We start from the raw sequence: 12,460 nt of genomic DNA, 5'->3' as shown, positions 1-12,460 counted from the left end.
AACATTGTACTATAAGACACCCCAGAAATAAATGTTTTTGCAGGCGGTTGACGAAGCATTTTTTGCTATGATAAAATATACAAGTATTGTTTTATGCAGGTGTTTGGAGCTAAGGAGGTGTAATCTATGTCTCGCAAATGTTATGTGACTGGCAAAAAACCAGGCAGCGGTAACCACGTATCCCACGCTAACAACCGTAACCGTCGTTCTTGGGGTGTAAACGTTCAAAAGGTTCGTATCCTCGTTGACGGCAAACCGAAGCGCGTTTATGTAAGCACTCGCGCGTTGAAAGCAGGTAAAGTTACCCGCGTTTAGTAATGACATATAAGCAAAAAGCACCTAGTTTCCAGCAGGTGCTTTTTTAATGCCTTTGGCCGGTATCAGTTGGCAGCCATGCCGCTGGCATCTGTCAGAGGTTTTTTTTGAAATATAAGGGTCAATCCGCCTGTGTTCTTATACCGGCCTTATATTTCATCCGCGAAACGCGAGCTCCGCCTGTAAGAAAAACGTCTATTGATGCGCTCTCATGGGAAGACAGACCGCGAAGCAGAAGTTTTTCTTGCGATCATAGAATCGTTCAGCTCACCTGATACTTGTATGTTCTATGATCTTCAGTAAGGCGAAGCCGTTTACGGTTTGTGCAAGCGGCATACCAAAGGGTATCAAGATCAGCTTTTGTGAAACGTGTTTAAAAGAGCCTTCACGAATCCTCCCAAAAACTTTGGCAGCTTAAACGTATAAAATTTCATATCTCACCCTCCCCATCATTCTCATGTCATCACGGTATGGTATGCCCTGAACCAGATCAATGTTAAGACGGAACAAAAAAAAGGTTACATGAGAACCTTGACTCATGTAACCATATGTATGCTCAAAGAGCACGCCCTATTCCTTAAGCCTCAAGCTGAAGCCGGAGACAATTGATAAAATTGGTAGACCGACAGCATAAAGATAAACAGCAGGTAGTACAGGATCGAAAAGATGACGTAGCCGATCCTTAATCCCTTGCGTTCGTTTTTCCGGAAATAATAAATGGCCAGCACCACCGCGATCAGCGAGGCGATGGCATTAAACGGCGATTTCAGAATGGAAAATATACCGAGTAACAGGCCTGTTCCGATACTGGCCAAAGTCAGATACAGCGCATCTTTGAATTTCATGAAATTATTTTCCCCCGACGCTGCGGCGGATGGCCGAAATGGCAGCGGCTCTGTCGGGCTGTGCGTACACGGCACTTCCCGCCACCAGCACGTCGGCACCCGCTTCGGTTACCAGCGGCGCCGTCTCGGACGTAATGCCGCCATCCACTTCGATATGGACGTTAAACAGCGACAGTTCGTTGAGCCGCTGGCGGATTTGGCGGATTTTGTGAACGGTGCGCGGAATGAACTCCTGTCCGCCGAAGCCCGGGTTAACGGTCATGACCAGCACCAGGTCCAGATCCTCCAGCACTTCGCTGATCGCAGACGCCGGTGTGCCCGGATTCAGGGCAACCCCCGCCTTTACGCCCAGCTCTTTAATCATATGCACAACGCGGTGCAAATGCGTGCAGGCTTCCGCATGAACTGTAATGAAAGCCGCTCCCGCCTTGGCGAAATCAGGGATGTACCGCTCCGGATTCTCGATCATCAGATGCACATCCAGCGGCAGGGTCGTGTGGGGGGCAATGGCGCTGACGATCGGCGCCCCCAGCGTAATATTCGGCACAAAGTGCCCGTCCATGACATCCACATGAATCCAGTCGGCTCCGGACTTCTCCGCTTCGGCAACCTCCTGACCCAGTTTGGCGAAGTCCGCCGACAATATCGATGGTGCGATTTTAATCATCGTGTTAATACCTCCGCTTCTTTTCTTTCATTTCCGTATAAAACTGCACATAATGCTCGTAGCGGCTTAATGCGATATCCCCGCTCTCCTTCGCCTCAATGACTTTGCAGCCCGGTTCGTGCGTATGGCTGCAGCCGCGGAATTTGCATTGCTCCGCGTAAGGCGCGAATTCCCGGAAGCAAGTGGACAATTCCTCGACGCCGAGCTCCAGGAAATCGAGCTGGCTGAATCCCGGCGTATCGGCGACAAACCCGCCGTTATCGAGCTCGATCAGCTCCACATGGCGCGTCGTATGCTTTCCCCGCCCCAGTCTCATGCTGATGGCGCTCGTCTCGAGGGAAAGTCCGGGAACGAGCCGGTTCAGAAGCGAGGACTTGCCGACGCCCGATTGGCCCGAAAACACGCTGATGACGTCCGTAAGGCGTTCCTTCAGCTCGCTGCTTCCCAGGCCGGAACGTGAACTCGTAACCAGAACCTCATAACCGATCCGCTCATAGAGCTCCTTGACGGCCATTACCGGGTCCTGGGCATCCGTATCCGCGGCAAGCAGATCCTGTTTGGTGAGACAAATGATCGTCTCCAGGCCGGAATGCTCAATATGGACCAGAAATTTGTCAAGAAGGGACAGGTTGAGATCCGGTTCGCGAACGGAAAACAGCAGGACCGCAAGCTCCGCATTGGCAACGGGCGGGCGGATCAGTTCGGATCGGCGGGGCTTGATCTCATCCACCATCCCCTCACCATTCTCGGTAAGGGAGTACACCACATGATCCCCGACAAGCGGAGAGGTGCCTCTCTTCTTGAAGATCCCCCGCGCGCGGCACTGTACGGCTTCGGCGCTTCCTACGGCTTTTCCGTTCTCCAGCGGTTTGACATAGTAGTATCCGCTCAGAGCTTTCACGATTACTCCATCAGGCATACATTGCAAGGCCTCTCTTTCTTTCCGGCTTCTGCCGGTGAGGCAGGGCCGGAGATAATATGATTTGTAATCCTTAAAATTTACTGATATTGACATCTTTATAAAATGTCCTCGTGACCCGGCGGTTATCTGTAAATGACGTTTTCGGTGTCGGGGCCCTTACCCTTGTCCTTACCTTTGCCCTTTCCCGGGTGGTCGTTCAGAAATCCGGTCTCGTCTGATCCTTGATTATCCCCGTTGCCGGAATCTCCATGATCACCGGGATCACCCTCATGGCCTGGATCACCGGGATCCTCGCCCCCCATGGCTGGGAGCTCGATCGTCGGAACGGTGCCATTTCGTACATCGGTATACCTTACCGAATACGTATCGAACACCTGTCCGTCGCGAAGCACCGTGACGACGGCGTCCCTGTTCGGATCGACCACCAGATCGATCGGCAGCACCTGCGTCGTTTGGATCGTCTTCGTTCCCCAATCGACCGTTTTGCCTTCGGTATGGGCGTCCGAGTATTTGATCTGGATTTTCGTATTTTTGCCTTCCTCGACCGGAGCCACAGGCAGGTTCAGCGTATAGTTCAGGGCATCCGCCGGGTAGCCTTTGCTTATCGTGAGCGTGATTTCGGCGTTCGGCGTGGCCTGGGTATTCGGGTCAAACGGGAACTGCTTGATGACTTTCCCTTTTTCCACCGTATAGCTGTCTTCCTCGACGACCCGCAGCAGCTTCAGCTTCTTCTGCGTTAGAAGATCCTGTGCCTCCTGCAGTGTCTTGCCGATCAAATCGGGCATTTTTACGGTTTCTGGGCCTTGGCTGACCGTCAGTGTAATCTCCTGGTTATCCACATCGATTTCTTCGTTAGCTCCAGGGTCGGAACTGATGATCAATCCCTTTTCAACGTTGTCGCTGAATTCCTGTTTCTGCTTAATGTTAGTCTCTTTGATCCCTTTGGCGAGCAGTGCTTTTCTCGCATCGTCAAATGTAGAACCCTTCACATCAGGCATCGGTACCTTCGGCTTCTCCGTGCTCACCGTCAGCTGAATCGCCGCGCCTTCTTTGACGACCGTGCCTTCCGGTCTGCTCTGCTCATAGACGACGCCATTGCCAAAGTCCTTGTTGTACTTCCGGATGACCGGATCTTCCACCAGCAGCCCCTTGTCGCTGAGCGCTTTGCGCGCCTGATCCTCGGTCATGTTAATGACGCTCGGCACGGTGACGTTCGGCACGACAAGCTTCTGGTTGACGTACCACACCACACCGGCCAAAGCCAATAGAACGACCAGGGTCAAGCTGATCCACAGCGCCGCCCTGCCCGACTTTTTCTTTTTTGGCTTGCCTTTGCCGACCATCGGCTCGTCCGCCTCGTCATCGTCCTCCACGGCCTGCGCTTTCGCTCTCGAAATGGAGCGCGGCTGGGGCTTGATGGCCGGAATGACGCGGGTCCGATCCTCATCGTCCATATCGTCAAACTCGATCTTCGGCTCATTCCGGCGCTCCGGCAGCAGGCAGGTCTCCAGGTCCTGAAGCATTTCCTTGGCCGACTGGTAACGCTCCTGCGGATTTTTGCGCATCGATTTCAGAATAATGTTCTCGACGCTCTGCGGAATGAGAGGATTCACCTCACGCGGCTCCTCGAACTCCTCTTGAAGATGCTTAAGCGCCACGCTGATCGGGCTCTCCCCCAAAAACGGCAGACGTGCGGTCAGCATCTGGTACAGTACGATACCAAGAGAATATAAATCCGACTTTTCCCCGGTCACCACGCCCTTGGCATGCTCCGGAGAAAAATAATGTACCGATCCGACCACCGAACCCGTCTGCGTAATTGTCGTCGACGTAACGGCACGGGCGATTCCGAAATCCGTTACCTTTACCCGGCCGTTGCGGCCGATCATAATGTTATGCGGCTTGATATCCCGGTGGATGATTTGATTCTGATGCGCATGATCCAGCGCGTCGCAAATCTGTGAGGCGATTCGCACCGCTTCGTCGACCTGCAGGGGAGCCCGCTCCTTGATGATCTCGTCGAGATTATGTCCCTCGACGTATTCCATAACGATATAATGAATGTCGTCTTCCTGGCCCACATCATAAATGCTGACCACGTTCGAATGCGATAGCGAAGCCGCTGACTGTGCCTCCCGGCGGAAACGGCGAATAAATTCCTCATCGTGCACAAACTGTTGGCGCAGCACCTTAATGGCTACGTTCCTGCCCAATAAAATATCATGAGCTTTGTAAACGAGTGCCATTCCGCCGCCACCGATCCGCTCGATCACCTCATAACGACCGCCCAATTCGTGTCCGATCATGAATCCCACTCCTTTATGCTTTGCCCGGCGACTTCGTCTTGAAGTTCGAACAGGGCGACGGTAATGTTGTCATCGCCTCCGGCGAGAAGTGCCAGTTGAAGTAAACGGTCCGCTCTTTCTTCCAGCGGCAGCTCGCCGTTTCCGGATATTTGCCCGATGTGTTCGGAGCTGACCAGATCGCTTAAGCCGTCGCTGCACAAGAGCAGCACCTCTCCGGGGGAGAGGCTGATGGGATACAGGTCCACGGACACGTCGGCGTCCGTTCCAAGCGCGCGCGTAATCGCATTGCGCATCGGATGGACTTTCATATTCTCCAGGCTGATTTGTCCGCGTTTGTACAATTCATACACCAGTTTATGGTCTTCCGTTAATTGAACGACCTCACCGCCGGCAACCTTGTAGGCCCGGCTGTCGCCGATATGTCCAATGTAGCCGGATTCCCCGCTCAGGAGCAGGGCCACGACCGTCGTTCCCATGTTGTAAAATTCCTCGTGTTTGGAGGCCTCGGTATAAATCACATCATTGGCGTGCAGGATGGCGTCGCTAAGCGCGGCCTTCAAGCCTTCCGGCGAAATGCCGGATTCCAGCGAGGACAGGTCGTCCGTCATGGTTTCGACGGCCAGCCGGCTGGCCGTATCGCCTGCCTGATGCCCTCCCATGCCGTCAGCGACGATCCCGAGGGTATAGCCCTGCGGCAGCTGGCCGACCCATACCGAGTCTTCATTGACCGAGCGAACCCGGCCAACGTTACTGACATGAACAGTTTTGATCAAATTCCTCTCACCTCAACTCCATGTGCTTGGCCCGCAGCTGTCCGCAGGCAGCCGCGATATCGTGGCCCTGCTCGCGGCGGATCGTCACGTTCACGCCGCTATCGGCGAGAACCCGTTGAAACTGGAATATATCGTTACGGGACGTTCTGACATACTTCCGCTCCGGTACGTGATTGACCGGAATCAGGTTGACGTGGCACAGCATATCCTTGAGCACGTTCGCCAGCTCCTGGGCATGCTCCGGACGGTCGTTAACGCCGCCGATCAGCGCATACTCAAACGTAATCCGCCGGCCTGTTTTGGCCAGGTAATAGCGAAGGGATTCCATAACATCCTCGAACGGATAACGGCGGTTCACGGGCATCAGCTTCGAGCGGAGCACATCGTTTGGCGCATGAATGGAAATCGCCAGATTGATCTGGGTGTCCTCGTTCGCGAATTTATAAATGTTCGGCACGATCCCGCTCGTGGAGACGGTAATATGCCGCTGCCCGATGTTCAGTCCTTTTTCATGAATCATAATACGCAGGAACTTCATCGTCGCTTCATAGTTTTCAAAAGGCTCGCCCGAGCCCATGATGACGATGCTGCTGACGCGCTCCCCTTTCTCGTCCAGAATCTTCTGGGCCTGCACCACCTGGGCCACGATCTCCCCGGCCGTCAGGTTCCGCTTCAGACCGCCCAGCGTCGAGGCGCAAAAGGTGCAGCCGATACGGCAGCCGACCTGGGTCGTGACACAGATGCTGTTGCCGTAGCTATGCTTCATGATGACCGTTTCAATCGCATGGTCGTCATGCAGGCCGAACAGAAACTTGACGGTTCCGTCCTTAGATTCCAGCTTCGTAATTTCCTGCAGCGTCACAAACTGGAACTGATCGTCCAGCTTTTTGCGGAGCTCCTTGGAGAGGTTCGTCATTTCGTCGAAGCTGTTGACCCGTTTGACGTAGAGCCAGTCAAAAATCTGGCCGGCGCGGAACGCGGGCTCGCCGTTTTCCTTCGCCCAATCTTGCAGGTCTTCCAAATTCAAATCATATATAAAAGGTTTCATCTTCACCACACCTGTCTTTTCATTCATATGCTTATTGTTTCTCATTCTTCCTATTTTAACACAAATAAAAGTAGCGGTAAAAGAGAAAACCCGCCAAGCTCGCGCCCGGCGGGTTACAGGAAGCAGCGGCTGCCCGTGCGGGCGGTCCGCTAGTTTAGGAGAGTCTTTGAATCCGTGCAATGTAAAATCCGTCGCTATGAAAATGCTGGGGCAAAATCTGTACGCCGCCGCCCCGCGGCAGCGCCGTGCCCAGCAGCCGTTCCCAGGCAGGGGGCGCTTCCGGTGCTATGGCGAACTCCGGGTGGTTCCGTAGGAACCGCTCGACGTTCTCTTCGTTCTCCCGCGGCTCGATCGTACACGTGCTGTATACGAGAATGCCGCCGGGCCGGAGCAGAGCCGACACCGATTCCAGCAGCCGGTACTGCAGGGCCGCGATCTCCTCGATGTCCCCCGGGGTTTTGGCCCATTTCAGGTCCGGCTTGCGCCGGATAACGCCAAGGCCGGAGCATGGGGCATCCAGCAGAATGCGGTCGAAGGACGCCGCCGGATACCGTCCGGCCAGTTCCAGCGCATCGCCGGTAACCGGCTCGATGGCATCCAGCCCAAGCCGTTCGGCCTGCTCGCGGATCAGCTTCTGCTTATGCTCGTGCAGATCGTTGGCGATGATTTTCCCCTCATCCCGCATGAGCTCGGCTATATGCGCCGTCTTGCCTCCGGGGGCGGCACAGCAGTCGAGCACCCTCATGCCGGGCTCGGGACCTACCGCATCCCCGACCAGCATCGAGCTCTCGTCCTGCACGGACAGCTGGCCGTCCCGGTACCAGCCGGTCAGGGCCATGTTGCCCCCGCTGCGGACGAGAATGCCTTCCGGCGTAAGCGGAGACGGCACCGCATCCATGCCTTTCTCCTCCATCTCGCCAAGCAGGCCGTCGCGGCTGATCATCGTCGTGTTCACCCGGACGCTGACGGCCGGAGGCTCGTTGTTCGCCCGGCAGATCGCTTCGGCCGCTTCTTCCCCGTACTGCCCGATCCAGCGCTGAACCAGCCATTCGGGATGGGAATGCTCCAGCGCGATCCGTTCGGCCGGTCCGAGACTTTCCGGCAGAACCAGCTTGTCGGGACTGCGCAGCACGTTCCGGAGCACGCCGTTCACCATGCCGGAAATACCCTGGTGGCCGCGGCGCTTGGCCAAGTTCACAGCCTCATTAACCACGGCATGGGAAGGAATGCGGTCCAGGTACATGATCTGATACAGACTGAGCCGCAGCAGGCTTCGCACCCAGGGCTGCAGCTTGCTCACGCCTTTGCTGACAAAGCGGTTCAGGAAATAATCCAGCGTGTTCATCCGGGAGATCGGACCGTATACGAGCTCGGTCGCAAGGCCGGCATCCTCGCGCGACAGGTTCGCGCGCTGCAGCGCAGCGTTCAGCTGCAGGTTGCTGTAGGCGCCTTCCTGCTCTACGCGCGTCAGGATATCCATCGCCAGCTCGCGCGCCGAGGGCTCGCGGCCCTTCCGTTCTTGGGTTCCGCGTCCGCTCACTTCAGCACCGTCCCGGGCGTCATGCTGGTTCCCCGGATAAACTGCCCGGCATCCATCGCCTTCTTGCCGCTCGGCTGAATATCGGTCAGCCACAGGGCCCCGTCGCCGGTTTTTACTTCAATACCTTCCGGCGTAAGCTGAAGCACCGTTCCCGGATCCGCTTCCTCGGAGGCCTTCTCCCCTTTGCGCGAGCCCCAGACCTTGAACACGTCATCATTCCAGAATGTAAACGCCCCGGAAAAAGGCACCAGGCCGCGAATTTGATTGTAAATATCGCGCGTCGACTTGCTCCAGTCGATTTTCTCGTCCTCACGCTTCAGGTTCGGGGCGTATGTAGCCTGCGAGTCATCCTGCACCGTCACAGGGACGCCGCCTTCCAGCAGCCGCGGCATCTGTTCTTTGAGCAGCGCCGCCCCGGCGGTGCTCAGCTTCTCGAACAGCGTTCCCGAGGTATCCTCGTCGGTGATGGGTACCTCCACTTGGGCGATCATATCGCCCGTGTCCAGCCCTTCGGCCATGTACATGAGCGTAATGCCCGTCACCGTCTCGCCATTGATGATGCAGCGCTGAATCGGTGCGCCGCCTCTGTATTTCGGCAAAAGCGAGCCGTGAACGTTGACGCAGCCCTTGGCCGGCAGATCCAGCACCGCTTTCGGCAAAATTTGCCCGTAAGCGGCCGTAACGATCAGGTCGGGCTTATAAGCCGCGAGTTCGCTTACCGCTTCGGGATTGCGCATGCGCTGCGGCTGCAGCACCGGCAGACCGTGCTCAAGCGCCACTTCCTTGACGGGCGTCGGCATCAGCACCTTCTTCCGTCCCTGCGGACGGTCCGGCTGCGTAACGACGGCCACGACGTTATAGCCCTCCGCAAGCAGCATGCGGAGACTGGGAACGGCAAACGCGGGCGTCCCCATAAAAACGATATTCATCAGGCATTACTCCTTTCCGGCGCGTTCCGGCGTATACTCATACACTCTTTCTGCAATGTCGGTAAACAGCACGCCGTCCAAATGATCGATTTCGTGCTGGAAGCAGCGGGCCAGCAGGCCGGTGCCCGTAATCGTCACTTCCTTGCCGTTCTCATCCAGCCCTTTCACCGTAACCTGCTCGGCACGGCGGACGTCTCCGTTTAATCCGGGAATGCTCAGGCAGCCCTCTGGGCCGAACTGCTCGCCATCCTTGGCTACGATTTCCGGGTTGACCATCTTGATCAGGCCGTGCTCATCGCCGACATCGACGACGATCAGTCTCTTCAAAATGCCGACCTGCGGCGCGGCCAGGCCAACGCCCTCCGCGTCGTACATCGTGTCCGCCATGTCGTTCAGCAACTTTTTGACATTAGGGGTAACTTCTTTCACTTCTTTAGCGGTTTTATGCAAAACCTCATCCGGTTCTTTCACAATAATGCGGATCGCCATGCTGACACCTTCCTTATCGGGTTCAAATATTCATTGTTGGTTATTCATCCATGATTCCATATGATGACGGTACGCCGCTTAGGTGCTACATCAGCATTTGCGGGTCTACATCGATACTGATTTGAAGCTTCGGATTCTGCGCGGTATCCTCGAGCTGCTCGGCGGCTTCCCTGACCAGGCCGACAGCGTCGATGGTCCCACGCCATTTTATCATACATTGAAATCTGTATCTATTTTTTATCCGGGGCACAGGAGATGCCACCGGCCCCAGCACGTCAAAAGCGTCCGAGGTCAGCCGGTCCAGGCTGCCGTACCAGCCCTTCTGCCGGGCTTTGCCCTGGAGGACAGACACCATGTTCTCCGCCATCCGGACGAGAAACGGCAGCTGCTCATGCGACAGCGTGACCAGAATCAGCCGGCAGTACGGCGGATAGTGCAGGTTCCGCCGATGCTTCAGCTCCTCCCGGACAAACGAATCGTAATCATGCCCGCTGGCGTGAATAATCGAATAATGATCCGGCGTATAGGACTGGATCATGACCTCCCCGGGCAGCTGGTGGCGGCCGGCGCGGCCGGCGACCTGGGTCAGCAGCTGGAACGTCTTCTCTGCGGCCCGGAAATCCGGCAGGTTGAGCGCCGAGTCGGCCGTAATGACGCCGACCAGCGTTACGTCCGGAAAGTCGAGCCCTTTGGCCACCATCTGGGTGCCCAGGAGTACGTCCGCTTTTTTGTCCCGGAACTGCTTCAGCAGCTTCTCGTGCGATCCCTTCTCCGTCGTGGTATCCACGTCCATCCGGATCACCCGGATCCCCGGAAACAGCTTTGCAAGCTCTTCCTCAACGCGCTGTGTACCGGTGCCGAAATAGCGGATATGCTCGCTTCCGCATTCCGGGCACACGGACGGCGCCGGCTCGGCATAGCCGCAGTAATGGCAGCGGAGGTTGTTCGATTTCTGATGGTACGTCAGCGAAATGTCGCATTCGGGGCAGCCGGCCACGTAGCCGCAGCTGCGGCACATGACGAACGTGGAGTAGCCGCGCCGGTTGAGCAGCAGCACGGTCTGCTCCTTGCGTTCCAGCCGGGCCGCAACTGCCTGATGCAGCGAACGGCTGAACATGGAGCGGTTGCCTTCTTTTAATTCTTCCCGCATATCGATGATTTGTACTCCCGGCAGCTCATTGCCGAGCGCCCGGGCTTTCATCTCGAGCAGCATTGGCGCAAACTCGTCATTCGCCTGCGATCTCGCGGCATGGTAGCTCTCAAGCGAAGGCGTCGCCGAGCCCAGAATGACCGCCGCGCCGTGCTGCATCGCCCGCTGGACGGCCACGTCCCGGGCATGGTATTTCGGGCTTTCTTCCTGCTTGTACGACGTTTCATGTTCCTCGTCCATAATGATAAGCCCGATCTTGGCAAACGGCGCGAACACCGCCGATCTGGCGCCGATGGCGACGGCCGCCCGGCCTTCGCGGATTTTACGCCATTCGTCGTAGCGCTCCCCGCCCGACAGGCGGCTGTGCATGACGGCGACCTGGTCGCCGAAGCGCCCTTTGAACCGTTCCACCATCTGCGGTGTCAGCGAAATTTCCGGCACGAGCACGATGGCCTGCCGGCCCTGCTCAATGCAGCGCTGGATGCTCTGCAGGTAGATCTCGGTCTTTCCGCTGCCTGTAACCCCATGCAGCAGAAACACCCCGTGCCGCTGCGCATCGAGCACCGAGACAATACGGTCATAGGCGTTCTGCTGCTCCGCGGTCAGCGGCAGCGGATCGCTTGGCTTAAACCAGCGACCCCGGTAAGGATCCCTGAACGCTTCTTTGTCTTCAATCGTAATGTAACCTTTATCCGCCAGCCCTTTCACGGTCGCGGCCGACACCTGCATCGTCGCCAGGACATCCTTCAGCGCAAGCGGAAGCATCTCTTTCATTTCAACAATAAACTGCAGCACCTCGCGCTGACGCTGTGCTTTCGGCGCGAACGACGCCAGCGCGGCCTCCGCTTCGTCCGGCGTTACCGCCAGATCGACAGCTTTCAGCGTCTTGATCTGCAGCTTGTCCTTGATGGATTGGTTTTCCTGCAGCACGCCCCGGCGCAGCAGCGATTTGATCACCGGAGCGCTGTCCGGAAACTGCCGGCTCAGCTGCTTGGAGGTGACCTCACCTTTTTTTTCGACGAAATCAAGAATCGCCCGCTCGCCGCCGGAAGGCTCCAGTTCTAATTCGAACAAGCCGCCGGAATACAAATCCTCAGGCTCCTTCGGCTGCGGGGTTCCGAGCGAGATAAACCGTTCGGCTTTGCCCTTGAGGGCCGTAGGCACCATGACCTGAAGCGCCGTAATCATCCGGCAGGCATACCTGCGGCTCATCCACCCGGCCAGTTCCACCAGCTCTTCGGACAACGGCGGAATGACATCAAGCACTTCCTGGATGGCTTTAAGCTTCATGCCGGCAGCCGCCGGCTCCGGCTCAAGGCCGACCACGAATCCCTGGACCGTGCGGTGGCCGAACGGCACACCGACCCGGCTTCCCACCTCGATCCATGCCCGCATGGATTCGGGAATGAGATAGTCAAAGGGACGGTCGGTATCACGCACCGGGACGTCGACGATCACCTTTGCCACACGCATCTC

General features: G+C 56.8%; 12 protein-coding genes. 1 reads left to right on the top strand and 11 read right to left on the bottom strand.

The features are described from left to right. The first annotated feature begins 126 nt into the window (after nt 1-126). Nucleotides 127-315 carry a 50S ribosomal protein L28 gene (gene rpmB / locus IAE55_RS06480; protein WP_047910965.1) on the top strand — a complete coding sequence of 63 codons (189 nt, stop codon included), beginning with the start codon at nt 127-129 and terminating at the stop codon, nt 313-315. Nucleotides 316-668: 353 nt separating this feature from the next. On the opposite strand, the gene spoVM is transcribed toward rpmB, so the two are convergent. From spoVM to priA, 11 genes are all read right to left on the bottom strand, one after another. Then, nucleotides 669-749, bottom strand: coding sequence for a stage V sporulation protein SpoVM (gene spoVM / locus IAE55_RS06475; RefSeq protein ID WP_036707696.1), 81 nt, complete (start codon nt 747-749; stop codon nt 669-671). 150 nt (nt 750-899) lie between these two features. Further along, on the bottom strand, nt 900-1,160 hold the full coding sequence (locus tag IAE55_RS06470) for a hypothetical protein (RefSeq protein ID WP_076169943.1): 261 nt from the start codon (nt 1,158-1,160) through the stop codon (nt 900-902). Between the two features lie 4 nt (nt 1,161-1,164). Then, nucleotides 1,165-1,827 carry a ribulose-phosphate 3-epimerase gene (gene rpe / locus IAE55_RS06465; protein ID WP_145158315.1) on the bottom strand — a complete coding sequence of 221 codons (663 nt, stop codon included), beginning with the start codon at nt 1,825-1,827 and terminating at the stop codon, nt 1,165-1,167. A gap of 4 nt (nt 1,828-1,831) precedes the next feature. Next, entirely contained in the window at nt 1,832-2,746 is a 915-nt protein-coding gene (gene rsgA, locus IAE55_RS06460) for a ribosome small subunit-dependent GTPase A (protein WP_145158312.1), read from the bottom strand. 125 nt (nt 2,747-2,871) lie between these two features. Continuing rightward, entirely contained in the window at nt 2,872-5,055 is a 2,184-nt protein-coding gene (gene pknB, locus IAE55_RS06455) for a Stk1 family PASTA domain-containing Ser/Thr kinase (protein WP_145158309.1), read from the bottom strand. Continuing rightward, nucleotides 5,052-5,828 carry a Stp1/IreP family PP2C-type Ser/Thr phosphatase gene (locus tag IAE55_RS06450; protein ID WP_200631437.1) on the bottom strand — a complete coding sequence of 259 codons (777 nt, stop codon included), beginning with the start codon at nt 5,826-5,828 and terminating at the stop codon, nt 5,052-5,054. Before IAE55_RS06450 ends, pknB begins: the two co-directional genes overlap by 4 nt. Before the next feature lie 7 nt (nt 5,829-5,835). Beyond that, nucleotides 5,836-6,876, bottom strand: a complete 1,041-nt coding sequence (gene rlmN / locus IAE55_RS06445) for a 23S rRNA (adenine(2503)-C(2))-methyltransferase RlmN (protein WP_076170163.1) — start codon at nt 6,874-6,876, stop codon at nt 5,836-5,838. Nucleotides 6,877-7,030: 154 nt separating this feature from the next. Then, nucleotides 7,031-8,356 carry a 16S rRNA (cytosine(967)-C(5))-methyltransferase RsmB gene (gene rsmB / locus IAE55_RS06440; protein ID WP_200631701.1) on the bottom strand — a complete coding sequence of 442 codons (1,326 nt, stop codon included), beginning with the start codon at nt 8,354-8,356 and terminating at the stop codon, nt 7,031-7,033. 56 nt (nt 8,357-8,412) lie between these two features. Beyond that, on the bottom strand, nt 8,413-9,345 hold the full coding sequence (fmt, locus tag IAE55_RS06435) for a methionyl-tRNA formyltransferase (protein ID WP_200631436.1): 933 nt from the start codon (nt 9,343-9,345) through the stop codon (nt 8,413-8,415). 6 nt (nt 9,346-9,351) lie between these two features. After that, entirely contained in the window at nt 9,352-9,834 is a 483-nt protein-coding gene (def, locus tag IAE55_RS06430) for a peptide deformylase (RefSeq protein ID WP_076169936.1), read from the bottom strand. Nucleotides 9,835-9,919: 85 nt separating this feature from the next. Further along, entirely contained in the window at nt 9,920-12,457 is a 2,538-nt protein-coding gene (gene priA, locus IAE55_RS06425; protein ID WP_116231589.1) for a primosomal protein N', read from the bottom strand. Between the last annotated feature and the right edge of the window lie 3 nt (nt 12,458-12,460).

It is taken from the genome of Paenibacillus sp. S28 (assembly GCF_016624415.1).
GTDB lineage: Bacteria > Bacillota > Bacilli > Paenibacillales > Paenibacillaceae > Paenibacillus_AQ > Paenibacillus_AQ favisporus.
The sequence above is the reverse complement of the archived record's forward strand: the minus strand, read 5'-3'. Positions and strand labels throughout refer to the sequence as shown.